The organism is Roseburia hominis, from assembly GCA_040702975.1.
In the GTDB taxonomy this organism is placed as follows: Bacteria; Bacillota; Clostridia; order Lachnospirales; family Lachnospiraceae; genus Allocoprococcus; species Allocoprococcus hominis_A.
Genome location: CP159990.1, coordinates 1,573,302 through 1,599,397, shown reverse-complemented (window position 1 = coordinate 1,599,397; position 26,096 = coordinate 1,573,302). Strand labels below are relative to the sequence as shown.

Sequence of the window (26,096 nt, the reverse complement as noted above, 5' to 3'; positions counted from 1 at the left end):
GTCCACCGCCTTTCTATTTATTTTTCTCACTCTCCACAAACGCTTCATATTCTTCTATAGATAACAATTCTTCTTTCTCAGTCACGTCCTTCACTTTGATGAGCCATGCGTCATAAGGCTGTTCATTGATCAGGCCCGGCTCGTCAAGGAGTTCCTCGTTAATCTCGCTTACTACACCTGTGACCGGTGAATAAATGTCGGAAACCGCTTTTACGGACTCTACATCGCCAAACACTTCCCCTGCAGTTACTTCGTCTCCTACCTCCGGCAGATTTACGAATACAAGCTCTCCCAGCTCAGACTGCGCATAATCGGTAAGTCCGATGGTACACTCTTCTCCCTCTTCTTTTACCCACTCGTGTGATTTTGCGTATTTTAATTCTTCTCTTAATTCCATGATCTTTGTTCTCCTTTTCCTTATTTGCTCTTAATGACTGACCAGGATTTTCTTTTCTCTGTCAAAGCAAATCCTTTCCGGCCATATCTCCATATGAAATCTTTTTCCGCTTGCTTCTCTTATAGGGTCTTTAAATCCACCGCTATAAAATCACTTTCTACTTGCTTCTCTTATAAAACGGAAGTGCCACGATTTCCGCTTCCACTCGGCGTCCGCGGACATCTGCTTCGACCTTCATTCCCACCTCGGCATGTCCTGCATCGACGAGGGCCATAGCGATCGGATATCCCAGATACGGGCAATGGGTTCCCGATGTGGTGTGGCCAATAAGCTGCCCATCTGCATATACATCCTGATGTTCGCGAATAATTCCTCTTCCCGTAACCTTGAGTCCGACACGTTTTCTGTTATTCGGTTTCTTTTCTTCGATTGCTGCTTTTCCTATAAAATCTTCTTTTGCCATCTTAACTGCGAATCCAAGTCCGGTCTCAAGCGGTGATACCTCGTCATCCATCTCGTGTCCATAGAGCGGCATCGCTGCCTCCATACGCAGGGTATCTCTTGCTCCGAGTCCACAGGGAATCAGCCCCTCTTCTTTTCCTGCCTCAAGAAGTGCATCCCACATCTTCCGGGCATTCTCACTTGCCAGATAGAGTTCAACGCCGTCCTCTCCAGTATATCCGGTCTTGGAAATGATACAGGGGATCCCGGCAGCCTCACTGTCAAATACTGCATGATAGTATTTTTTCGGTATATTCTCTTCGGAGGTCAGCTTTTTCAGGATTTCCATCGCTTTCGGTCCCTGAAGAGCGATCTGCGCATACTGGTCAGAGACATCGGTAAAGATCACTTCGCCAAACTGATGGTCCAGCATCCACTGATAATCTTTATCCTTATTTGCAGCATTGACTACGATGAAATAATGGTCATCGGATTTTTTATAGACGATCAGGTCATCTACAGTTCCGCCCTTTTCGTTGCACATCGGGCTGTATCTTGCCTGTCCGTCCACCATATTCGTAAAATCATTAGTAAGCAGCATCTGCAAATTCGCCAGGGCATCCTTGCCCTCGCAGAGTACTTCTCCCATGTGGGACACATCAAAAAGTCCTGCCTGGGTGCGAACTGCCATATGCTCTTTGATCACGCCTGTCTGGTACTGCACCGGCAGAAGATATCCTGCAAAGGGTACGATCTTGCCTCCTGCCTGTACGTGGGCATCGTAAAGTGGTGTCTTAAGTTCCATGATCCTCTCCTCCTTCTTTTTTTATTCATATAAGGGATATTTTTCACAAATATCATTTACTGCTGCGCGGATCTCATCTGCCTTCGTATCAAAATCCGTTACCGTCATCTTGATCAGTTTTGCGATCGTGCGCATATCTTCTTCTTTTAATCCGCGGGTAGTAACAGCCGGAGTTCCAATCCGGATACCGCTGGTCACGAACGGACTTGCCGGATCATTCGGCACCGCATTCTTATTTACCGTGATGTACACCTCATCCAAGCGGTTCTGCAACTCTTTTCCGGTGATGTTCATGTTCTGAAGATCGACTAGCATCAGGTGATTATCCGTACCACCGCTTACCAGTTTAAAGCCTTCCTCTACCATAGCTTCCGCCAGCGCTTTTGCATTGTTCAGAACCTGCTGCTGATATGCTTTGAATTCCGGCTTCAGCGCCTCCCCAAAGCAGACTGCCTTAGCCGCGATCACGTGCATCAGCGGGCCTCCCTGGGTACCCGGGAAAATGGCTTTATTGATTGCCTTTGCGTGCTCTTCCTTACATAAAATCATGCCGCCTCTCGGTCCGCGCAGAGTCTTGTGGGTCGTCGTCGTCACTACATCTGCGTAGGGAACCGGACTCTGATGAAGTCCTGCTGCCACAAGTCCTGCAATATGCGCCATATCCACGAACAAGTACGCACCCACCTCTTTTGCAATATCTGCAAAGATATCAAACCGGATTCCCCGCGGGTAAGCAGATGCTCCTGCAACAATCATCTTCGGCTTACATTCCTTTGCGATCTTCCGAATCTCATCATAATCAAGAAAACCTTCATCATTTACATTGTAAGGTACAAAATGGTAGAGAATTCCTGACAGGTTCACCGGTGAGCCGTGAGTCAGATGTCCGCCGTGAGCCAGGTTAAGGCCCATCACCGTATCTCCCGGTTTCAGGAAAGCCTGGTAAACCGCTGTATTCGCATTCGCTCCGGAATGCGGCTGCACACACACATGATCGCAGCCAAACAATTTCTTCGCACGTTCGATTGCAAGATTTTCCACAATATCTACGTTTTCGCAGCCTCCATAGTATCGTTTTGCCGGATATCCCTCGGCGTATTTGTTCGTCGGCACCGTTCCCATCGCCAGCATCACTGCCGGGCTTACAATATTTTCCGATGCGATCAACTCCAGATTTCTTCTCTGGCGATTCAGTTCCAGGTAAAGAGCTTCTCCCACCTCCAAGTCATAGTCCCTGATGTAGTCCATTACATCTGTAATCTTATTCATCTGTTTTCCTCCTCGTCAATATTCTTGCTTTTTTACGCCCTGATAGACATTTTTTTAACAGGGACGAAAAAAAGCAGACAAAAGAAACCTTTTCAAAAAAGTTCTTTTATCTGCCTCTGTCCTTTTACCTGAAAGATTACCCAACTGGCTGCGCGCCTCGCCAGATGGATTACTTCTTCGGTACAATGCCATTGCTCTTCACGATGCAATCATATTGTTCTCCAGAGTGTTGTCAAAACCTGTTCCTTTTGCCTGAGAGTTTTTGCGCTGCCCCTTCGGCTCCATCCTTGCGTATTGTACCCCTTGTACAATATGGTGGTATCTCACAGGTTCTTCATACAACTATTGATTGTATTATATAAATTGCACAACCAAATGTCAACCCGGGAAATTATTTTGAATAAAATGTCATGCTTATTCATTTTATCTATATGTGTTTTGCAACAGAATCAAATTTTGTCTTGATTTTCGGAATATAATCTGCACAATCGGACGACATTCTGGGTTAAAGTTTTTATCTCATCAAATTTGCCTGCTTTTACAAGACTTTCCTTCACCATCCATGTACCTCCACAGGCTATAATTCTGTCAAACTCCAAATATTCCTTGACATTTTCCGGACTAATACCACCTGTCGGTATGAATTGCATCATCGTATAAGGTGCCGCTAATGCTTTCACTGCTTTTATTCCTCCATTTGGCTCTGCCGGAAAGAACTTCACAACATCAAGGCCTAACTCCAATGCCTGCTCAATCTCACTGGCAGTTGCAACTCCCGGAAAAATCGGTATATTCTTTTTCTGACAATAGCGCACTGTTTTTGGATTGAGACCGGGACTTACGATAAACTCAGCTCCCACCTCTATCGCAGCATCTACTTGTGCAAAACTTAGCACTGTTCCCGCTCCTACAAGCATCTGCGGGCAAGCTTTTTTCATTTTGCGTATGGACTCCACAGCAGCGTTCGTCCTAAATGTTACCTCTGCACAAGCCAGTCCGCCTTCTGTAAGCGCCTTTGCCAAAGGTACAGCAGCCTCGGCATCATCCAGCTTCACAACTGGTATTATTCTCAACCTGCGAAGCTTTTCTATCATCTTCTCCATATCCCCTGCCTCCTACCAATGCGCCTTTGTAGCTGTCTCATTTGCCGTATTATCCCGGTAACTGATCAATAAGCACACTGCATCAAGCGTAATATGAAGACTCTGATCAAAAAGAGAACTTAAAAGCTGCACAGAACCTCTTTCATCTCCCGTATCACCTTTTACTGTTCCCGGAATTACAAGCACTGTCCCGGCAAGCTGTGCCAGCGGCGATTCCGGTTTGCTTGTAACTGCAATAACCGTACAACCTTTTTCTGCAGCCTTTTTTGTATCATTCACAACATTTGCGCTCTTACCAGAACCGGATACACCAATAAATATATCCCCTTCGGAAACTGCGGGTGTAATCGTCTCGCCAACCACAAATACTGTATAACCAAGATGCATAAGCCGCATCGCAAATCCTTTTGCACTAAAACCGGACCGACCCTCTCCTGCCACAAATATTCTCTTCGTCTTCTCCAGTTTTCCGATTACTTTCTGTAATTCTTCTTCACTAACTTTATCAATAACATCATGGATTTCTCCCATAATGGTCTGTAACACATCAACCATATCATTTACCTCCTAATTGCATCAGCAAATGCTTTTGCCGCTTCCTGAATGTCTTTCGCTTTATTTATCGCTCCGCCGACAATAACAATATCTACACCTGCACATTTCATAATCTCTACCGTATCCAATGTAATGCCGCCCGCAACCGCAATTTTCTGAATTCCTTTTAGCTGACCGCACATATGCGCGGTCAACTCTTTCAGACCCTCTCCCCCATTATCTGATGGAAGATGTACACAAAAAATCGCCTCTGGAAATCCTTCTTTTAATTGCTTAAGTTTCTCATCGGAAATTTCAAGGAGGTCAATCATATATTCTTTTTTATATTCTGCTGCCACTTTCTGACATGCTTTTAATGTCGGGATAGAAGAAAATCCCATAACAGTCGGAATATCCGCCCCTTCTTCATATGCTTTGCGAAATTCATACTCTCCCTCATCACATGTTTTCAGGTCTGCAAGAATACACTGCTCCGGGTGCTTTTTCTTTAAATACCTTACACTTCCTTCTAATCCAAAATCCTTAATAAGGGAGGTCCCGACTTCAATAATATCTGCATATCCATCTATCAGATCAATAAGTTCATCCGCACGTTCCGCGCTCACTCTGTCAATCGCTGCCTGAAGTCTCATCTATCTCGCCTCCTTCATGTAACGCTCAAGCTCTTCCTTTGTGGGAAGCCCTTCATTATCACTTGCTACAGAGACCTGGATAGAACCAATTGCATTTCCGCGGTCCACCATCTGCTCAATTGTCATGTTTTCCAAATATGCACTCAGTACACCTACTGCAAATCCATCTCCGGCTCCAACAGTATCTACCACCGTTTCTACCTTATATCCTTCATAATAGCCACATTTTTCTTCTGATGAAACATATGCTCCTTTTTCACCCGCTTTAACAATCACAGTTTTTGCTCCATTCTCACGGTAGTACTGTGCAATTTTCTCTGGCTCCTCACTTCCCATAAGCACCAGGCCTTCCCCAGTTCCCGGAAGAACAATATCTGCCTTAGAAGCTATATCATTAATCACCTCAATCATCTCTTCCCTGCTCTCCCACAAAGACGGACGAAGGTTCGGATCAAAGCTTATTAACATCCCATGCCTTCTTGCACGCTCAATCAAGCGGTATGTGGCTCTCCTAGTGCTTTTTGATAAAGCCGGCGGTATCCCCGTAACATGCAGTACCTTCGCTCCTTCCAAATCTACTTTTTCAACATCTTCCTCAGACAGGCAGGAAGCGGCGCTATTCTTGCGGAAATAAAACACTTCCGGATCTCCCTCGGACACCTTATTCTTTAACTGATATCCTGTAAAATGATTCTTATCTTTTGTAACCTGTGCAAAAATTCCCTCTTCTTTCAGTTTATTCTCAATATAAGTCCCAAATGGATCATATCCTAATTTTGTAACATAGGACACGCTATGTCCCAGCCTTGTAAGTCCAATTGCTACATTCACTTCTGCTCCTGCAAGAAGTCTTGTAAATTCCTCTACTTCGTGAAGCGCTCCTGGCGTCTTTGCTACAAACATCGCCATTGGCTCTCCAAATAAAATCACTTCTGACATAATCCTTCCCTTTCCGGTAAGGTCAGGTCGTCTCCCTCACAACAAGTTCGGGAAGCACAACCAAAGTTGCCAGCTCTTTCTTCTTTAATACTACATCCCGGAGAAGCTGAACTGTAAGTTTGCTCAATACTTCTCCCTTATTATTTACAGTCGTAAGAAGTGGATTACAGATATAAGAATACTCAGAATTATTACATCCTGACAGTGCCATCTCTTCTGGAATTCTTATTCCCATCCTTCTCCATGCATTCATAGCGCCTACAGCTGTAAGGTCCTCTCCGAACACAGCCGCATCATACCCTTTTTCCCTTAATATTTCTGCGACCTTTGCTCCTCCTTCCAGCCCGTACGGTGTCTGATACACATCCTTTTCCGGGGTGTTATATCCAAGTTTTTTCATCTCCCTTAAAAACCCTTCCCGCTTCCTCTCGGCTGACTCAGTATCTTTATCTATCACATAAGCAATTTTCTTGCGTCCTCTTTCATACATATGATGCACCGCCAGCTCTATGCCGTAAGCTTCGTCTACAAACACCGAATAAATATTAGGACGATCAATTTTCCCATTAGCCATCACAATCGGAATATCCTCTAAAAGATTCAAGGTATCGTCATCACACAGTCGGTTAAACACCGATCCCACCAGAATAATGCCATCTACCTTTCGTTCTGCCAATATATGCAGATATTTTCTGCATTCTTCTTTATCCTCTCCTGTATTGCATACTAAGACCATATACCCAAGTTCAGAAAGCTGCTGTTCCATAATATAGGAAGTCAATGCATAATGCGGAACTCTTACGTCCACAACAACAATTGCCACTGTTTTCATGGAACCTGTAGCAAGTCCTCTGGCAATAGCACTCGGCTGATATTCATTCTTATCCAATACATCCTGAATCTTTTTCCTTGTTTTCTCGCTCACATAACCTTTATTATTGATCATTCTTGATACAGTGGTAATTGACACGCCTGCTTCTTTTGCCACATCATATATATTCATAATTTACCGTCCCCTATTGTACATGTTTTCTTTGTCACTATCATACACAAATTTTCAATTATTTTCAATCATTTCAAAGGGTGCACGGTATTTAAAAAGAGTCCTTTTTATGTAATTGAGCTATAAATCAACTTTTACCTTTACCACAATTTTTTTTACTTTACATGGCGCTGTTCCGATACATCTTGGCCGATGTCCATCATCCGGTGATACAATCGCATAGTCACCTTTTTTCAAATGAATTCTGCCATTTATTTCTGGCATCTGATAGAACTCAAGATCACGTTCCTCATCATACCCCGTATCCTCTTTAAGTTCCTTTACCGGTATATAACCAAAATATTCTTCCCCTTCTGCCATATACTGAATATCAAAATATTTCCTGTGCGACTCAAACCTGCATTCTTCTTGTGGTTTTGTCGTGTATTCCTGTATTTCAGCAAAGATATTCTCACCGTCAATTTCTATTTTCCCTTCAGAGATTTTCGAAAAATCTGTCTCTCTCAGAAATGTCAGTGCCGTTTGAAATTTGGGTGCAAGATAATCATATGTCCTTTGCTGATCCTTTCTTTCTGTTAGCATTCTTTTCCCCTTTCCCTTATACCTGCTGCTTCTAATATTTCTTCGTATAAAGCCTGTGCCGCCTCTGCATGATAGCCATACATCAGAAGCACATCCAGTACATACGGCGAAAAGCTCATTCCCAGCAATTCTTTTGCAAATGCCATCGCTGCCATCTCACTTAAGCACAATATTTTTGATTTATTAGAAAATGGTCTTCTCCATAGTTCTACTTTTTCTATCTGGGTATAAATCTGCTTTCTGTTCTTATACTCAATCCCGTGAAACAGCTCATGAGCGATCAGAACATCTTCAAGACTGATCTCTTTAAAAAATGTTCCAGCCCTTCTTCCTTTATCAGTATCTCAGCCTTTTCTATACAGTCTCTGAATATAGTAATCTCTCCAGGCTCCACATACTGAGCGAATACCACATGTCCCCCTCCCGTAGGAAAGTCAGGAGTATTTACGTCAAACCCAAGAGCCTTTGCCATTTCACCTACGGAATATCCCGCATATTCCTCCCGGAGTTTTTCTGCCTCCACCTTGCCGCATCTATTTGCACGGCAGATATATTCTTTTTTCTGTTCTGCCGTAAATTTTCTCTCCAGAGGTTCATGATAAAATGCGTACCCGCCCCACTGTATCTCATTGAGTTTCATCAATGTATGAATCATTTCTTTCATTGAATATTCCATAAATACCTCCTGACAGGACAATTTCAATCTGTCTGTTTTATATCTGACTCTTTGCACCTACAATGACTACTTCTTCGTTCGGATCAATAGACTGCATCTCTACATCCATAAGCATAAGTATTTGTTCCAACTCACCAGAGCCGTTAAAATCCATTACTCTAGCGCCAGCACACACATAATAATCAGGTCTTAAGATTGCATCCGCTTTGTAAATCGCCAGTTCCTCCCATAATCTTGACACTACACTCCTATAGGAGGCAACTTTTGTTATAACTGCTGTTCCATCTGTACGCTGTACTTTAATAAATCCCTTTTTATCTAAAATACGAAGCGGATTTCTGTCTTTTTCCTTTGCCTGATATACATAAAAATTCGGAATCTGACATACAAGTTCAATCTCTTTTTTATCTCTTCTCAAATCTGCCGCCGCCAATTCTTTTGCTTCTTCTTCACTGCACTCAGACATCAACTCTGCAGTCTTTACTTCTGTGGAACCAAGCGCGATCGCAGTGAGCTTTGAAGTCTGCGGGTCAATCTCAATATGCACTTCCACTGTATCCGGAGAAGCCCCGCTTTCTACTGCCTTATCAATTGCTTCCCGCTTAATGCTTCTGATATCTTCCGGTGTTGGATTCGGAACAACACGTTCTACAACATCTCTTACCATAGCAAGTGCCACGCCGATGGAGGAAATAACCTCCGCATTCTCAGGAACACTGTAATTAATGTTCATCTTCTGCGCGCAGAAACCGATCAGAGAGGTTGCGCCTCCGCCGACACCGACCAAAGAAATCTGATCATGCTCTAATTTATATTTTTCTGCCAGTTCCAGGATAACCGGGCTGATTTTCTCGTACGCTCTTGTAAGAATCTGCGTTGCAACCTCTTCCACTGCAACTCCAAGATAATCAGCAATTGGTTTCATTGCCTTTCTTGCCGCATTTGCATTACCATAAGAGAAATGCTCTGGTTTTACAAGTCCAAGGACATTTGCCGCACATGAATTGGTAATTGTAATTCTCTTACCACTCTTTAACCTGATTGCCACATAATCTGCAGGATCACCTTCTTTTGGTGAGAATAACTCAAGTTGCGGATCAACGATCTCCTCCTCCGGAGTAAATACTGCATAGTCAAGTCCTGCAATATGTGCAGAGCGAGGACCCACATCTGTAACTCCATTCTTCGATAAACGAATCATACTTCCGCCCGCTACTCCAAGGACACGCACATCTAAAGATGTAATATACGTTCTGTGCCCTCCCACGATAGAATAATCGATCGCCGGTCGTCCATTTTTAATAACTCCAATATTGGTCGTCGTTCCTCCTACTTCAAAGTAGACTCCATTAGAAGCTCTTAGATACATAAGAGACCCCATAACCGAAGCTGCCGGTCCCGATAGCATTGTTAATACCGGACGTTTTTTCATCTCATTAATTTCCATAACGCCGCCATCACCGCGCATAATCATAAGCGGAACTTTAACTCCTGCGGAACGCACACTTTCTTCCGTAGAATTAGCAGTGTTGAGCATTTTAGGCAGGATACTCGCATTAATTGCCGCAGTTCTCGTTCTTCTCGTGAGGCCATATAATTTAGTAATTTCAGATGCAATACTTGTCTCCATACCCATCTCGCCCTTTGTTACATCATAGATTGCCTTCTCACTTGACATATCATCTACTCCAAAGGCTTCTGATGCAACAAATACCTGAGCTCCTTCTGCTTTTAACTTTTCTGCTGCTTTTTTTATAGAATCATGATTCATATCCTTTTCTTTAATAAATGCATTACAAATGCTGATCTTTCTTCCGGATCCCAAATCAATATCTTTAAGCTTCGTCTGAGCTTTCGCCAAAACACCTTCTAAGCCACCCAAAGAGCTTCCGATCACTCCAACCTTTGCCACATCTCCTTCAATCAATGCATTGGTAGCCTGAGTTGTACTATGAGCCACAAAGATAACATCCTCCGGATCAATATGATTCTCTTTTAGGCAGTTCTTAAATGCCTGCACAACACCTGTTGCCACACCATATTTATCATCATGTGTTGTTTTTACAGAAGATTTCCCGATAATCTGCTGTGTTGCATTGTCGATAGCAACTGCTTTCGTGTGCGTACCGCCGACATCAATTCCCATTCTTACTTTTCTATCACTCATTCTCTTTTCCTCCATCGCAGACTACTTATTGCCCGAACATAAAATATACCATAACCTGGAGAATCACACAGATGATCCAACCAACAGCCGTACTGATCTTCAAATATTCTTTTGTAGATACTTTTGTATAATTTACACCCCATACGATCCAGGACTGTGTAATGCAGCAGGATACGTTCATAACGGTACTCGGGATAATAATAAGTGGTGCAAGATAAGATGTTGCAAATCCAATACCTTTTAAGATACCAAGTGTTGCTGCACCACAGCCAAACAGTGTAAATGGTCCACGGAACATTCCAATCGGTGCCAACACTGCAAATACAATGCTGATGACCAGCGTATTATTCGGAATAATCCCTCCAAGCAATGCATTAAAGTAAGGAACACAAAGCTCTGCTGCTTTATTAAACATGGGAAGCATTAACAAAAATCCAACCAGAGGAGCCGTATCTACAACACCATCAAAGAAATCTTTATTAATCATACGGCAAGTCTGTGCCCACCCCTTAATCTTTCTACAAGTAAACAGTGCGTAGAAACTTCCGATAATGAACCCTAAAATAATCGGAACCTTGAATACAATAAGAAGTACAACCGGAATGATCGGTGCAATTAAGGCAATTCCCGGTGCATTATCTCCACGCCGGCTTTTCTTTGATACTGGTGCAGTAGCCGCCCAGCTATGTACCTTTTTCTGTCTTGTCATGACCAGAATCATAATAATAACGACAACAACTTGAATAGCCAGTGCGTATATTCCCCAGGATACATGCTGCTCATACGGATATAATGTCTTTCCGTCTTCTCCTAAGAAGAATGCAGAATACTGTCCGTAGAGAACTGGATTTACAAACATTCCTGCTCCAACACTCAGCATGAAGGAACACGTTGCTACTACCTTCGGAATACCCAGCGACATAAAAATCGGAAGTACAATAACTCCAATCGCCACAACTGCTCCGGCTCCGAAAATAGACGAGAAACATGCCGTTGTTACTACGCAAAGCAAAATACATGTAATTGCCGGCTTGTCTCCGCCAAGCTCTGTTGTTGTACGAATCAGTGTGGAAGCAATTCCCGTATTCATCAAAACTCTTCCAAACCATGCACCGAATACCACATTGACAAGCACCGAACCCCAGCCTTCCGGGCCGCTCTGAAATACCTTCTGAAGTGCCTCTGTCCATGTGACACTAACTGCCTCCCGATTTGCTGCTATAAATTCTGGATTTGTAACAAACATATTACCGAGCATCGGGAGCACCGTCCAGATAATAGCCATCACAAAAATTCCAAGCATAAGATTTCCACCTCGCACGGCATATACAACCAAGCCACAGAAAGAAACCAGTAACAAAATTCCTATTACATATTCCATAATAGACCTCCTTAATTTTTATTTTTTCTGCAAGCGCTTTCATATTTTTGATTATAGTTTTTTTGGGCTAAATGTCAATTGTTTTTTGGATTTTTTTACTATTTCTGATATATTGCACAAATTTCGTTTCTCAAATTTGTGAACTTTTTTCTTGCACAAATTGTATTTTTAGCGAATTATATGAAAGCGCTATCATATTTTTTGTATATAATAATATATTACTCATTTATGCGAAATAGAATACTGCTCTGCAGGATTCTACTGCATATAGCGTACTTTCCTTTGAAACGAAAAAAGCAGATAAAAGAAACTTTTTAAAAATTTCTTTTATCTGCCTCTGTCCTTTTATTCAAAAGATTATCTGATCAAACGTTTTTATTAATCATTTTTGTCATGCTTTTGCCTGGCCCAATCCAATATCAGAGAAATTACTTTTCCCAACAAATGCCTTCCATCACAGCCAACATAGCTTGCTTCAACTTGCCCCGTAAATAGGCTTCATTCAGCTTGCTTTTGCTATATTTAAGATAAGAATTCTGCGTATATTCCACCAGAAGCGCAGTGAAAAAACGCTCCCAGCTAAAATACTTCTGGCTTTCAATAAAATCCTCCGAATGCTCCAAAATATCCTGAACAGCCTTGCCGTCAATCTGGCCGGATTTCAAAATCAGCCATTCGAAAGACTCCGGCAGATAACATTTCATGCATGAATTGATCTTCATCATCTGATACAGTTCATTCATTTCAGAACCAATAGCCGCACCGTCTGCCACTACCAAAATCTGTCCCTCTCTTTGGGGAACCACCTGTTTCAGGTTTGATTTCCCTTTAGCACTCAGACAGTTGATATTATGCTCCGAACATACCGCACTGAAAAACTCATAGCCGGAGTTAGAGTCTTCAACCACAATCAAATCCGGTTTCACTTTTCCGGAAAATGTCTCTGGACTGTAGATACGATACATCTCATTGTAGGTACGCCGTAAGTCGTGATACTTGCCGGATATATGAATGCCGTAAATTTCCTCCACCGAATAAGGCAGGTTTGGCAAATCCTCTCGCGTGATAATCACAAAGTAATTGTCCGAGGCTTTTACTGCCGCTGCAAACTCCTGAGATTTTATGAACTGGTTTTCCTCATCGAAGAAAATGATCTGCTCATGAATGTGTGGCAAAATCAGGTTCCAGTCCTTTCCACTCAAAGTACGACATGGCCGTTCACAGACCACATCTACACCAGAATTCTCACCCAGTTCAGCCGCCTGTTCAATCAGGTTGATGAGCGTAGTTTTCCCGGTAGCACTGTCTCCACGAATGATGGTGATGTTCCTGCAAACAGTCAACTCATAACGGAGCCTGTTATTTTGCACAACAATATGGTATTTTCCCTTCATACATCAACGCTCCTTTATGGTCAAAGCTTCTTTCAAATACTCTTCATAGCTATGAACAGTCTTACCAGTATTCACAATCAGGGCCTCAAAGTCAATGGCCTTGCCAAGATGAAAATCCACCGGATCTTCACTTAGGCATGCTTGGCAGCCGAGATGAAGGTCCACCGGACCTTCACTTGGGCATGCTTGGCAGCTAAAATCCATCACATGATGTAGATTGATGGTCAAATCTTTCTGCCTACCCAGCTTCACGATCCACTTGGCACAGTTGTCTCCACAGGCAGACGCATTGAACACTTTTCCGCTTTCATCAAATGCCATCAAAATCAACGTTTTTACACCTCCGGAAATATCCTTGACAGGTATTGCGCCAAGTACCGGGCTTTGAATTAAGTGGGCACTGATCACATCTGAGTTATCAATGTCTTTTATCATTTCAATCGACAGCGGATCAGTAATCCACTCGTCTTCGTATCGGTTGTCAAAATAGGTAGGGGGATGATAAACTGCCCCTGCAGTTTCTCCAAATATAATCTTTAACATGGTGCAGTCCTCCTTTCTGGAAGCACTCATCTTGCAGGATTAATTCCTGCCAATTTGTAAAAATCTTTAAACGCAAACACAATAATATGTATAGATTCTAACACATATCCCTCAAATAAAAAAGAGGAACTGGCCGTTTTTTGTCTGTCGTATGCTTTTCCTATCCGTTGTATTCACAAAGCCGAGATGAACGTCCACCGGACGTTCACTTAGGCATGCTTGGCAGCAAAAAACTGCTGCCCATGGATTTTTCCACGAACAGCAGCACCTCTTCCTTTAAATCTTACCACTCAAATTTCTTCTCAAAGTAAGCCTTCAGATCTTCAATTTTAACTCTTTCCTGCTCCATCGTATCACGGTCACGCACGGTCACTGCGCCATCTTCCTCAGACTCGAAGTCATACGTTACACAGAACGGAGTTCCGATCTCGTCCTGACGACGATATCTCTTACCGATATTTCCACGGTCATCAAATTCACAATTGTAGTATTTGCTAAGCTCGGTATAGATCTTCTCAGCTCCCTCGTTCAGCTTCTTGGAAAGCGGAAGCACACCAATCTTGACTGGAGCAAGAGCCGGGTGGAAATGAAGAACAGTACGTTTGTCTCCACCCTCTAATTCTTCCTCATCGTAAGCGCCGCAGAGGAACGCAAGTACCATACGGTCAGCTCCAAGTGACGGTTCGATTACATACGGGATATATTTCTCTTTGGTCTCATCATCAAAGTAGGTCATATCCTGTCCTGACGTATTCTGATGCTGAGTCAGGTCATAATCGGTTCTGTCTGCGATGCCCCACAGCTCGCCCCATCCAAATGGGAACAGGAATTCTACGTCAGTCGTAGCCTTGCTGTAGAAGGAAAGTTCCTCTTTATCATGATCTCTGTAACGAACTTCTTCTTTCTTAAGTCCCAGGGTGAACAGCCAGTTCAGGCAGTAGCTCTTCCAGTAATCGAACCACTCAAGATCGGTATCCGGTTTGCAGAAGAACTCCAGCTCCATCTGCTCGAACTCACGGGTACGGAATGTGAAGTTACCCGGTGTAATCTCGTTACGGAAGGATTTACCAACCTGGCAGATACCAAACGGAAGTTTCTTTCTGGAAGTACGCTGTACATTCTTAAAGTTTACGAAAATTCCCTGTGCAGTCTCCGGACGAAGATATACAACGTTCTTTGCGTCCTCGGTCACGCCCTGGAATGTCTTGAACATCAGGTTAAATTCACGAATATCTGTAAAATTATGTTTACCACAAGTCGGACACGGAATCTCGTGCTCTCTTACGAAATCAGCCATCTGCTGATGCGTCCAGCCATCGATGCTTCCTTCCAGCTCGATTCCATGCTCTTTGGAATAATCTTCAATCAATTTATCTGCCCGGAAACGCTCATGGCACTCTTTACAATCCATAAGCGGATCACTGAATCCTCCCAGGTGACCGGATGCAACCCATGTCTGGGGATTCATAAGAATCGCACAGTCGACGCCTACATTGTAAGGATTCTCCTGAACGAACTTCTTCCACCAGGCTTTCTTTACGTTATTCTTGAGTTCTACCCCAAGATTACCGTAATCCCACGTATTTGCAAGTCCCCCGTAGATTTCAGACCCCGGATATACAAAGCCTCTGTTTTTTGCCAAAGCTACAATTTTGTCCATTGTCTTTTCTACCATAATACCAATCCTCGCATTCTCTTCTTAATTTTTAATCAACACCCCGTCACAAGGTATGATTATCCTATTATACAGATAGATTCCATATTTTGCAAGTAGAATCCTTGTTTTTTCCCAGATGCATTCCGTTTTTGCCCGATTTATGGACGTATTCTCTGCCTCCCGGTGTGTAGAAAACTCTTCCCGCTTCCTCGTACTACAAAATATTTAATTTTTCGGCAAGTTCCTGCACTTTTCGATGATTCGCATTCTTCACCTCTCCGCTCTTACCACCAATCTTCCTGATCAGATAAATATCCCCGATCTCCATAGATTTATCGATTGCCTTGCACATATCGTAAACCGTCAGAAGCGCCACACTGACTCCGGTCAAAGCCTCCATTTCCACTCCGGTCTTCCCTGTCACCTTCACGGTGCAGAAGCAATAAATCGCAGACTCCTCCGGAACCATCTCAAACCGCACCCTACAGTTCGTCAGAAGAAGAATGTGGCACATAGGAATCAGCTCCGAAGTCCGCTTCGCTCCCATAATTCCGGCGGTCGTCGCCACCCCCAGCACATCGCCTTTCCCAACTGTACCATTTTCGATTGCCTCATATACCTCTTTACTTACCGTAATCTTTCCCGTCGCTGTAGCCACACGCTCCGTATCGTTTTTTGCGGTGACATCCACCATCAAAGCCTTTCCATTTTCATCAAAATGCGTCAATTCCATTTTCCCTTCTCCTCTACCTTTTCTACTTCATACCCACAATCTGCTCCAAAATCTCCAGCGATTTGAACCGCCGGTCCACATAGACGTCCATATACCGTTCCATCACCCGTCCGAACTCGCCTTGTACCTCATCGCTTAGCCGGAACGTATACAGCTTCTCGACCGGCGATGACACCACATACTGCATCGCATAGAGGGTCGACGTATTCAGCCGCATTCCGTCGTATACATCCCGGTCACACTCCCCGCACACCAGACCGCCCTTTTTCACGCTGAACATACTGCTTCTTTCCCGATTTCCACAGACCACGCACTGGAACACCTGGGGGCCCTCGCCATTGATACTGATGGCTTTCAGTTCATATATGTAACGCACCAGCTTTAGTGGAACCACTCTTTTTGTCAGCACCCGCATGGTCTGATAGAGTAATTTCAGAAGTTCCCTCTCGTCATTTGCCTCCCGGGCATAATAGTCCGCAAATTCCAGGAAATAAAATGCATAATACGCCGCTTCCACATCGCCTCTCAGCTCTGCAAAATAATTCGAAATCTCCGCAGACTGTACCGTGTAGGAAGTCCTGCCCTCATAGAGTGCAAACGTGCCAAAAGAGCAGGGCGTCGTCACGCCTGCCAGATGGCTCTGGGGACGCCTGGCCCCCTTGGCAAATGCCGACAACTTTCCCCGCTCCTTCGTCAGTATGACGATCCGTTTATCATATTCTCCAATCGGTGATGCCGACAGCACCATTCCCGTCACCGTTATCAACTGACTCACTGCATTCGTCCCCGTACTTTTTCATAATATTCTGGCAGATTTCCATGCCCTTATAAAAGAGATAATCTTCTACCTTTCCCGTTTTTGCAAACTGCTCCCAGTATCGCTGATCCATCAAGGCCACCTCATCTTTTCTTCTGATTCGCCTCTGTGTCATATACAGCGCTAAACTACTTTCTTACCCGACAAGCGCAGCAAAAAGAATATCCTGCACCAATCTTTATGACACCTGGGCTTTTTGTATAAGATTAGGTTTTCCCGGAACTAAAAAGCTATACTGTATAAAATCTGCCAGCATTTTTTCAGCCCTATCCCTTGACATTTCATAAAAACCTGTCCTTATCGTCACACAAAGTTCCCAAAGTCCACAGACTTCTTCCTCGCTGAATCTCTTTTGTGAAAGCCACAACTCTTCAAAAATCTACTCGTCCTCTTCCCGATACCCAAAATTCTTAATCAGGAAATCACTGTCTCTCCAGTCCTTCTTTACCTTCACCCAAAGCTGCAGATTCACCTTCATATCCAGCATCTTTTCGATCTCGAACCGCGCCGTGCTGCCGATTTTTTTCAGCATCGCACCCTGTTTCCCGATGATGATCCCCTTATGAGACTCCCGCTCACAAATGATCGTCGCCTCAATATCCATCACCTTTTTGCGTGCTTTCATCTTCTCAATGGACACCGCGATTCCGTGCGGAATCTCCTCATTCAGGCAGTGCAGCGCCTTCTCCCGGATCAGTTCCGCCACGATCTGGCGCTCCGGCTGGTCCGTGATGGTATCCTCGTCATAAAACTGCGGGCCGTAGGGCAGATATTTCATAATGACCTTAAGCAGCTCGTCCGTATTCTCCCCCGTTCTCGCAGACAGCGGAACGATCTCCGCAAAATCATAGACCTCACTGTATTTTGCAATACACGGTAAGATTTCCTCTTTTTTTACGGTATCCGCTTTATTTACCACCAAAATGACCGGCGTCCTGACGCGCTCAAGCTGCCGCACGATATGCTGCTCTCCCGCCCCGATAAACGTGGTCGGCTCTACCAGCCAAAGCACCACGTCCACCTCATTTAAGGTACGCTCGGCAACATTTACCATATATTCCCCCAGCTTATTCTTCGCCTTGTGAATTCCCGGCGTGTCCACGAAAACGATCTGCCCTTCTTCCGTCGTAAGGACGGTCTGGATCCTGTTGCGGGTCGTCTGGGGCTTGTTGGACGTAATCGCGATCTTCTGCCCGATCAGATAATTCATAAGCGTGGACTTCCCTACGTTCGGCCGCCCGATCAAGGTTACAAATCCTGATTTGTAATCTGCTCTCATATTTTCCCTTTCTGTAATATATGTCGTTTATATAATCTTTTTGTCATATGATTTCTTTTATATTTTATCCATCGCCTTAAGATATACACTTTCCCCTATACCGTATTCTGTCGCCCTAAAACAAATCCTTCACTTCTGTAAATGCGCTCTTATCCTCCTCAATCTTCGCTTCATTTCCAATGACGCAGATCTGATCGTGGGAAAGAACTGCTTCCGCAACATCTGCCAGCGCACGGATATCCTCCTGGGTTGCATTTAAGATTTCCATACGCTCCTTTCGGATCACCTCTTCACTGACATGATTCATGTACAGGTTCATGGAACGGTCTCCCTTTGCGGCAGGCGTCATCGGCTGGTCAATATTACTGATCGTTCCGATGATGTATTTTGTCATGTCTCTGTCGCTGACCGTAAAATTCCGCAGATACTCAGGCACGCCGTCATAGACCTCCAGTGTCTTTGCCAGGTTCGGATCGCGATAGGAAACGAAATATCCTTCTCCGATTCGGTTAAAGCTGCTCATACAACCGTAAGCGCCGCCTTTTACACGAATATTTACCCAAAGGTATTCGTAGCTCATGATCACCTTCAGAATCTGAAGGGCTCCGCTGTACTCACATCCTGCGTCTATGAAATTCCCGGCCTTGGCCACGAACTGTACCTTGGAGGACGTCTTAAATCCTTCATTCTTCTTCTCGCACTGAATCACGCAGGCAGTTCCCGGCGTCTTCTCCTCAAACAATGCCGCATTCAACTTACGAAGACCTTCCTCCAAAACGCCAAGGCCTTCCCTTGCAGACGTATAGCTGACCATCATATTGCCTTTCCTGAACAACAGGTGCGTAAGAGATTCCAGGGCGTCCATAAGCTGCTCCTTCTCCTCCTCGAACCGGCTGGTAAGACGGCTCACACACTGATAATATTCAATTCCTGCCGTCATATCCTTGAATCTGGACAGCGGGGATTTGTAGGACATCGCACGCAGCGCCGACGCCGAATGGCCTGCCGTAAGGAAACGGGTCTGCAGGCGGGATTTGGTCATATCCAGGATCTCCTTGATCCGCTTTTCATCGCGGAGTTTGGAACATACCAGGATTTCCTGCATCATCTGAAGCGCAAATGGAATCTTATCATAAAGAGCCTTCGTTTTCATCTCAATCGTCGCCTTGAACTCTTTTTCCCTGACTTTCGTCACATCCGGATACAGCTCCAGAGAGGTTCCGATTCCGCCTGTATTTACATTGATCTCATTAAACAATTCTCCATATTCGTAATGCTCTGTATCAATGATGCCGAGCACGGCCTGCAGAATTCCCACATAGGGCAGCATCTCAGCCGGAACATCGGACAGGTCAAACATCAGATCCAGATATCCGATTCCGTTCGTCTCGATTTCATGGAACACGACCGGAATGCCTGCGATCTGCATCTCTTCATTATAGACCGGCGCGATCTCGCGGGAAATGTCCTCCCGGGACAGCATCGGTATCTTCTCCAGATCCTCCTGTGGCGTCGGTTCATCCTGATAAGCCCTCAGCGCCCTCGTATCCTCCACCAGCTTCTTAATCTCTTCCTCTGTCAAGGATTCCTTATATGCCTTTAATTTCTCCCGAAGCTGCGCATCCATCCGCGCCGTTCTTCCCCGCTCCGGCACGACCGTCACGATAGAGCCATGCGTATTGTCCAGCAAATAGGTCTGGATCAGACCTTCAAAATATCCCTGATTCACCTGTTCCTTTAAGAATGCAAAGGTATCCAGCGCTTCTACATGGATAAATGGCTTGCTGTCGTCATACAGCCAGCTGTCGAAGATTTGAAGTCCATACATCAGTCCCTTGGGAAATCCTCCGAAATCAGCCTCCCGGTAACGGAATTCATGATAATTGATTCCCGCCAAAAGTGATTTCTTGTCGATTCCCTTCTCCACAAGCAAGCGAAGGGTATCTTCAATGATCCCTACAAATTCTTCCTTCTGGCACGCATTGGCATTTTTCGCAATGACCGAGAAAATCGGCTGATAGGTACTGTTATCATAAGACCCGGTAATATCCTTGCCGATTCCTGCCTCCTGCAAAGCCTTCTTAAGAACGGCCCCCGGCGCAGAAAGGAGTGCATAATCCAGAATCTGGAAAGCCAGATACAGCTCGCGGTCCAGACTGGTTCCAATCACTTTATTGTAGGATAAATAGGTATTGTCCTCCAAAGATTCATTGCTTGCTATGGAATATTCCTTGGAAATATCAATCATTTTGTCGAATGGTTTCTGATATCCAATCGTAGATTCCACCTCTTTTTTCTCGTAGGCAGACAGGTACTCGCTGTCCAGCCATTCCAGTTTTTCCTCCATATCCATATCTCCGTAGAGATAGATATAGCTGTTGGACGGGTGATAATAGGTCCGGTGGAAATCCAGGTATTCCTCATATGTCAGATTCGGAATCTCCTCCGGGTCACCGCCGGATTCGTTCGCATAAGTGGTATCCGGGAACAGGGAGTTTAAGATCACCCGGTCGAGCACTCCGTCCGGCGAGGAGAAGGCTCCCTTCATCTCATTATATACCACGCCGTTATAGATCAGTTCTCCATCCGGCTCCTCCAACTCGTAGCTCCAGCCTTCCTGACGGAAGATCTCCTGATGCTTGTAAATATTGGGGTGCAGAACTGCGTCCATATAGACGTCCATCAGATTCTGGAAATCCTTGTCGTTACAGCTTGCAACCGGATATACCGTCTTATCCGGGTAGGTCATGGCATTCAAGAATGTGTTGAGAGACCCCTTTACCAGCTCCACAAAGGGATCCTTCGCCGGAAATTTCTCGGAACCGCAGAGCACTGTATGCTCCATGATGTGCGGAACTCCGGTACTGTTCGTCGTAGGCGTCCGAAACGCAATGTTGAATACCTTATTGTCATCGTCGTTAGAGATCAGAAGTATTCTGGCACCGCTCTTTTTGTGGCGCAGCAAGGCCCCTTCTGATTTCAAATCAGGAAGCTCTCTTTGCTCTATGATCTCATATGCAGTCAGTTTTGTTAAATCCATTTCATTTTCCTCCGCAAACTAATTTGCCAGCATATATACTATGATATCCTGGCTCTTACTTCATAAACTCTATTTTACACATTTCCCGGCTCTGATACAAGGGCTTTTCTAAAATAGAATGCGCTCCCACACATTCTGTCTTTATAAATTTTTCTCTGTTAATGACTTTCCCATAACAAGATCCACTGGACCTTATTTCAGGTATACTTGGCAACCGAAAAAAGAACAGTATCTATCTAAATGATAAATACCGTTCACTTTTTAGCAAATCAAGTTTCAAATAACAGGTTAAAGTTCACCCCTTTTTAGATGAGATACAGACAAAAAGAAACAATAAAATGCCTACGACCGATACGATTTTCCCTGCTGTCGCTCCCGGTGCATGATAAATGAGTTCAATCTTATGCTCCCCTTTTTCGATTGAAAATCCAAGAAATGCCGTATTCACCTTCATATAGGAGACAGCTTTCCCATCTACCCGCACTTCAAACCCTTCATCATAAGGAATGGAAGTAATAAAGTATCCATCATCCAAAACTTCAATTTCCCCGGCTATCTGATTCCCTTTCGTCCGCATCTGATCCGGCACAAATTCGGACTGGCATAATTCCTGCCTGGTCCCGCTCATTTTCCCGATCAGGCATTCCACATCTGCAATCTCGTAATCTCCTTCTCCCAACACGACCTCCAACGCATTTTCCTCTACTTCCGGCAAAATGGCATAAGTAAAGGTTTCATTTTCGTTATAGTAAATGTGACTTCCTGCACTCAATTTATTGCGCACGCCATTTACCCAAATGGCTACATCCTTAGAAGTATTTCTGTTTTTTACCCGGAAACGCAGGAACAGGATTTCTCCCTTATTTATGGTTCCAGGAAGGGATAGCTTTGCTTGGATTTTCTGTTTGATATTGATACTATATCCATTTTCTGTTTCACTTACAGAGTTATTTTTATCATACTTTTTCGTATCTTCCTTTGCTGACAGGCCGACACTAATCCGCTCTACTTGACACGTATCCAGAAAACATTTTTCCTCATTCTTCCCCGCCTTCTTTCCCCCATTCTTCCCGGTTATCTCCTTCTCATCACACGCCACATTCCCCTGATTTTCCTCATCCACCACGGCATATTCAAGCAACGCCAACTGGTTATAGGGAAACTCCAGCTTCTCATACTCCTCCCCGGACATCACCCGGTCGGTCGCATAAGCAACGGGAAGGGCCTCGCTACTCACATAGACCTTCTGTTTTCCACCGTCAAAATAAACTTCATACCCCGGCACCGGATTTTCCGAAACGACATATTTCACTCCCATAAAACGCTGAAATATCGGATTTTTGGAAGCCGACTGCATTAAAATATTGCGGAAGGGCTCCTCCAGACCAAATACATTTTTCCGGAAATCTGCATATCCCGCATGATATGTAGAGGAATAAACAGATGAAATGTATTGGCCCATATCCCACACCCGGTTCAGATTCGCTTCATTTTCCCGATCCGTTCCCAACTGTTCTGTCCGGTAGAAGCCCTCTTCCTCCTCTTCCACCTGCGCGATTATCGCTCCAATCTGTTCGTCGGTGATTTTCTCATAGAATTCCGTCTCCAATATTCTTCCCGCCTGCGTGTGACACACAAGATTAAATACCGTCAAAAACAGCACTGCCGGAACTAACAGAATCTTTGCCTTTCTTCTTTTCCAAAATATGCCATAACAAAACAACATGATCATGCAATCTGCCACAAGCAGCTTCCGCCCGGCCGCTATTTTCCCACTTTGCCTTCCCACGAAAATCAGAAACGCCACAAGCAGGTAGGGAACCGCCCCGGATGCCAGTGAGATTTCTTTTCGCTTCTGTCTTTTCAAATAATCCGCTATCATATAACACAAAAGCGGAAGAAACGGAATCATGACTTTGCCGCGAATATAAAGTCCTCCGTTTAAGGCCCACGCAAATACCGGAATTAAGAGAATTCCCAATGTACACAGATACAAGGCCCTGTCCGCCTTATTCCTATAGGTCAGTCCCGTAAGAAGCACCACTAGCACCAGCGTGGTGAGCCCGATTCCATAAGGCGAATAGAAAAACCGGTTCCATGACAGCTCTGGAAGAAATAATTCGCCCAGGCTCACCCCTTTAGCGCCGCCTCTTCCCTGCCCTATGAGCGCCATGGCCGTAGGCACCAGCAGGATTCCGCTGAGCAAAACGGCAGTCAGCATAGGAAACAAAAAGCAAATTCCATCGGTCAAAAAGCCCCGAAGCGTCACCCGCAGTCCCGCCTCTTCCTTTTTCTGCAAATATCGATATACCCCATACAACACCAGAACCAGTATTCCGCCAATACTAAAATAAAAACTGGTCATGATCATCAAAAATGTACCGACCGTAAGCAGCCTGCCATCCGATTCAAAATACCGGTCCACCCCCATAAGCGCGAGTACCAGAAACGGCATATAATTCACGAACATGATCTGACTATAGGAATGAAAAATCATCGGTCCTGCAAAGAGGAACATCAGCGAACAGCCCAGATTGACCCCCGTCTCAAAGCCCCTGCGCCTCAGCCAATGGTAAAACAAAAGAACAGCCGCCATCAGGCATAAAATCTGTGCCGCCATCAGGTAATCCGACATTTTCACAAAAGGGAGCAGGTAGGAAATCAGAATGATCGGGTTATATAATCCATAATACGCAAAATGATATATATTCTGCCCGCCACCAATATTGGCCGCGAACTCCGGGAAAAGCTGTCCGGTCTCATAAAACTGCTGCCGGAAATACTCCGGAAATACGCTGTGCTGGCTAAGCCAGTCCACTTTTGCCCCAAACACCACCTGTCCCAGGCCAAGATGAGCATCCACCGAACGTTCACTTAGGTTCATTTGGCAGCCGAGATGAACGTCCACTGGACGTTCACTTAGGCATGCTTGGCAGCAAAAGAGCCAGCAGAAGGACAGGACCGCCACCCCCAGAGCCAGATACGGCGCGAAACTCCTGGCTGATTCGATAGCGTGCTTTTTCCGTCCCCTGCTTTCTTTATTATTTCCTCTCATATTGCAAATCCGGCCTTTCGTCCATCTGTTTTTCCTGTTGTTCCATCGTATTCTTTCCCATATATTCCTCGTCCTGCGGGCCATGCAGCGGCACTCGTTTTCCGCCTTTGATCAGGGACATTTTTGCCTTCCCTTCCGCCTTCTTTTCCTCGCTGGAATCCTTCAAAATAAAGATAGGTCTTTTCTTCGTCTCCAGATACGTTTTTGACAGGTATTCTCCCACGATTCCCGTACAAAAAAGCTGAATTCCGCTTACCATAAATATAATACACACCAGCGACGGCCAGCCTGAGACCGGGTCTCCCCAGATACAGGTCCGCACGATGATGAACACGATCATCAAAAAGGAAAGAAGGCAAAACGCTACTCCCACCACCGACGCCAGAGAAAGCGGCGCGACCGAGAATCCGGTAATTCCTTCCAAAGAGTACACGAACAGCTTCCGAAGCGACCATTTTGTCTCCCCCGCAGACCGCTCCACGTTCTGGAATTCCAGCCATTTGGTCCGAAATCCCACCCACTCAAAGATTCCTTTGGAAAAACGGTTATATTCGCTCATATTAAGGACCGCCTCCACCATTTTCCGCTTCATCAGGCGATAATCCCTGGCGCCATTTACAATCTCTGTTTTTGAAATATGGTTGATGAATTTATAAAAGCTCTCTGACAAGAAAGAACGGATCCGCGGCTCCCCGGTTCTTGTGGAACGCTTCGTCGCCACACTGTCATACTCTTCCTCCGTCAAAATGCGGTACATTTCCGGCAGAAGCCCGGGCGGGTCCTGAAGATCCACGTCCATCGTCGCTACATAATCGCCGGTCGCATTTTGCAGCCCCGCATAGATCGCCGCTTCTTTTCCAAAATTTCTGGAAAAAGACAGATAGCGGCACCGCCTGTCCTTCTCGTTCATATTTTTCAAAATTTCCAGAGTCCCGTCCGAGGAACCGTCGTCCACGAACAAGAGTTCAAACTCTTCCTCCCGCATCTGTTCCATGATCCGGCACATTTCCTCATAATAGACCGGAAGCGCCTCTTCCTCATTAAAGCATGGAACTACAACTGTAATTTTACTCATAGCGATACCTCCTTTTCCCGAAACACGAAAAATTTACTGATAATATAGTTCAACAAAATCACTACAATCTGAATGGTTACTTTACTTACAAGCGCCGGGACTTTAAGTGGCCCCGCCAGCAATACTACGCCCCAGAATTCAATCAGCATAGTCACAAACCGCATTCCCGTAAAATTTACGAATTCCTCCGTTATCTGTCTGGTGCCCTCCTGCGCTTTTTGAAATACAAATCTCCTGTTCACCCAGAAGGCAAAAAAAATCGATATGATAATGGAAAGCAGGTTCGCAGGATTTGTTCCCATACCTGCCAGATAGTGCAGAATTGTAAATATCCCCAGGTTCACGCATGTCGTACAGCCTCCGAAAAACAAATACCGCGCCACTTGGCTTCCCACTGCTTTTTTCCACATTTTTTTCACATGCTCCCCGCCCTTTCTTAATTTCATTCTTAGCTTTTCACATAGTTCTTACTGTTTTTATTTTCGCATTGTTTCTCTATTTCCTAGTTTTCCCTCTCTTTCCCATACTTTACTCCCTCCTTCTTAAGAAACGC

General features: G+C 44.7%; 23 protein-coding genes, 1 pseudogene and 1 riboswitch. All 24 genes and pseudogenes read right to left on the bottom strand.

Annotation, left to right across the window (positions count from 1 at the left end; translation table 11 throughout):
- Positions 1 to 13: 13 nt before the first annotated feature.
- Positions 14 to 397 carry a glycine cleavage system protein GcvH gene (gene gcvH, locus ABXS75_07540; protein ID XCP86638.1) on the bottom strand — a complete coding sequence of 128 codons (384 nt, stop codon included), beginning with the start codon at positions 395 to 397 and terminating at the stop codon, positions 14 to 16.
- Between the two features lie 157 nt (positions 398 to 554).
- Positions 555 to 1,643 carry a glycine cleavage system aminomethyltransferase GcvT gene (gene gcvT / locus ABXS75_07535; GenBank protein ID XCP86637.1) on the bottom strand — a complete coding sequence of 363 codons (1,089 nt, stop codon included), beginning with the start codon at positions 1,641 to 1,643 and terminating at the stop codon, positions 555 to 557.
- Positions 1,644 to 1,664: 21 nt separating this feature from the next.
- Positions 1,665 to 2,912, bottom strand: coding sequence for a serine hydroxymethyltransferase (gene glyA, locus ABXS75_07530; protein ID XCP86636.1), 1,248 nt, complete (start codon positions 2,910 to 2,912; stop codon positions 1,665 to 1,667).
- A 106-nt stretch (positions 2,913 to 3,018) separates the two neighbouring features.
- A riboswitch (glycine riboswitch) is annotated at positions 3,019 to 3,147 on the bottom strand.
- Between the two features lie 214 nt (positions 3,148 to 3,361).
- Complete coding sequence (locus ABXS75_07525; GenBank protein XCP86635.1) at positions 3,362 to 4,015, bottom strand: bifunctional 4-hydroxy-2-oxoglutarate aldolase/2-dehydro-3-deoxy-phosphogluconate aldolase; 654 nt, start codon at positions 4,013 to 4,015, stop codon at positions 3,362 to 3,364.
- Positions 4,016 to 4,027: 12 nt separating this feature from the next.
- On the bottom strand, positions 4,028 to 4,570 hold the full coding sequence (gene hxlB, locus ABXS75_07520; protein ID XCP86634.1) for a 6-phospho-3-hexuloisomerase: 543 nt from the start codon (positions 4,568 to 4,570) through the stop codon (positions 4,028 to 4,030).
- Between the two features lie 5 nt (positions 4,571 to 4,575).
- Positions 4,576 to 5,202 carry an orotidine 5'-phosphate decarboxylase / HUMPS family protein gene (locus tag ABXS75_07515; GenBank protein ID XCP86633.1) on the bottom strand — a complete coding sequence of 209 codons (627 nt, stop codon included), beginning with the start codon at positions 5,200 to 5,202 and terminating at the stop codon, positions 4,576 to 4,578.
- Positions 5,203 to 6,141 carry a sugar kinase gene (locus tag ABXS75_07510; GenBank protein ID XCP86632.1) on the bottom strand — a complete coding sequence of 313 codons (939 nt, stop codon included), beginning with the start codon at positions 6,139 to 6,141 and terminating at the stop codon, positions 5,203 to 5,205.
- 22 nt (positions 6,142 to 6,163) lie between these two features.
- Positions 6,164 to 7,144 (bottom strand): LacI family DNA-binding transcriptional regulator, encoded by a 981-nt coding sequence (locus ABXS75_07505; protein XCP86631.1) that lies wholly within the window; start codon positions 7,142 to 7,144, stop codon positions 6,164 to 6,166.
- A gap of 120 nt (positions 7,145 to 7,264) precedes the next feature.
- On the bottom strand, positions 7,265 to 7,726 hold the full coding sequence (locus ABXS75_07500; GenBank protein ID XCP86630.1) for a YhcH/YjgK/YiaL family protein: 462 nt from the start codon (positions 7,724 to 7,726) through the stop codon (positions 7,265 to 7,267).
- Positions 7,720 to 7,872 (bottom strand): hypothetical protein, encoded by a 153-nt coding sequence (locus ABXS75_07495; GenBank protein XCP86629.1) that lies wholly within the window; start codon positions 7,870 to 7,872, stop codon positions 7,720 to 7,722. The genes ABXS75_07500 and ABXS75_07495 overlap by 7 nt, the downstream gene beginning before the upstream one ends.
- 134 nt (positions 7,873 to 8,006) lie before the next feature.
- The gene (locus ABXS75_07490) at positions 8,007 to 8,402 is read right to left on the bottom strand and encodes a hypothetical protein (protein XCP86628.1); all 396 of its coding nucleotides are present in this window, start codon (positions 8,400 to 8,402) and stop codon (positions 8,007 to 8,009) included.
- 37 nt (positions 8,403 to 8,439) lie between these two features.
- Positions 8,440 to 10,569, bottom strand: a complete 2,130-nt coding sequence (locus ABXS75_07485) for a hydantoinase/oxoprolinase family protein (GenBank protein XCP86627.1) — start codon at positions 10,567 to 10,569, stop codon at positions 8,440 to 8,442.
- Between the two features lie 25 nt (positions 10,570 to 10,594).
- A complete protein-coding gene (locus ABXS75_07480; GenBank protein ID XCP86626.1) occupies positions 10,595 to 11,950 on the bottom strand; it encodes a citrate transporter in 1,356 nt (451 codons plus the stop codon).
- Between the two features lie 428 nt (positions 11,951 to 12,378).
- The gene (locus ABXS75_07475; protein XCP86625.1) at positions 12,379 to 13,344 is read right to left on the bottom strand and encodes a translation initiation factor 2; all 966 of its coding nucleotides are present in this window, start codon (positions 13,342 to 13,344) and stop codon (positions 12,379 to 12,381) included.
- Positions 13,345 to 13,539: 195 nt separating this feature from the next.
- Positions 13,540 to 13,887 (bottom strand): annotated as a pseudogene (locus tag ABXS75_07470) (DUF4869 domain-containing protein).
- Positions 13,888 to 14,170: 283 nt separating this feature from the next.
- Positions 14,171 to 15,562 carry a glycine--tRNA ligase gene (locus tag ABXS75_07465; protein XCP86624.1) on the bottom strand — a complete coding sequence of 464 codons (1,392 nt, stop codon included), beginning with the start codon at positions 15,560 to 15,562 and terminating at the stop codon, positions 14,171 to 14,173.
- A 196-nt stretch (positions 15,563 to 15,758) separates the two neighbouring features.
- Complete coding sequence (gene moaC, locus ABXS75_07460; protein XCP86623.1) at positions 15,759 to 16,277, bottom strand: cyclic pyranopterin monophosphate synthase MoaC; 519 nt, start codon at positions 16,275 to 16,277, stop codon at positions 15,759 to 15,761.
- Between the two features lie 22 nt (positions 16,278 to 16,299).
- Complete coding sequence (gene recO / locus ABXS75_07455) at positions 16,300 to 17,025, bottom strand: DNA repair protein RecO (GenBank protein ID XCP87105.1); 726 nt, start codon at positions 17,023 to 17,025, stop codon at positions 16,300 to 16,302.
- The gene (locus tag ABXS75_07450) at positions 16,991 to 17,167 is read right to left on the bottom strand and encodes a hypothetical protein (GenBank protein ID XCP86622.1); all 177 of its coding nucleotides are present in this window, start codon (positions 17,165 to 17,167) and stop codon (positions 16,991 to 16,993) included. The genes recO and ABXS75_07450 overlap by 35 nt, the downstream gene beginning before the upstream one ends.
- Before the next feature lie 306 nt (positions 17,168 to 17,473).
- Positions 17,474 to 18,373, bottom strand: a complete 900-nt coding sequence (gene era, locus ABXS75_07445) for a GTPase Era (protein ID XCP86621.1) — start codon at positions 18,371 to 18,373, stop codon at positions 17,474 to 17,476.
- A gap of 115 nt (positions 18,374 to 18,488) precedes the next feature.
- Positions 18,489 to 21,413 carry an insulinase family protein gene (locus ABXS75_07440; GenBank protein ID XCP86620.1) on the bottom strand — a complete coding sequence of 975 codons (2,925 nt, stop codon included), beginning with the start codon at positions 21,411 to 21,413 and terminating at the stop codon, positions 18,489 to 18,491.
- Between the two features lie 295 nt (positions 21,414 to 21,708).
- Positions 21,709 to 24,468, bottom strand: coding sequence for a YfhO family protein (locus tag ABXS75_07435; protein XCP86619.1), 2,760 nt, complete (start codon positions 24,466 to 24,468; stop codon positions 21,709 to 21,711).
- Positions 24,455 to 25,543 (bottom strand): glycosyltransferase family 2 protein, encoded by a 1,089-nt coding sequence (locus tag ABXS75_07430; protein XCP86618.1) that lies wholly within the window; start codon positions 25,541 to 25,543, stop codon positions 24,455 to 24,457. The genes ABXS75_07435 and ABXS75_07430 overlap by 14 nt, the downstream gene beginning before the upstream one ends.
- Positions 25,540 to 25,989, bottom strand: a complete 450-nt coding sequence (locus tag ABXS75_07425; protein XCP86617.1) for a GtrA family protein — start codon at positions 25,987 to 25,989, stop codon at positions 25,540 to 25,542. Before ABXS75_07425 ends, ABXS75_07430 begins: the two co-directional genes overlap by 4 nt.
- Between the last annotated feature and the right edge of the window lie 107 nt (positions 25,990 to 26,096).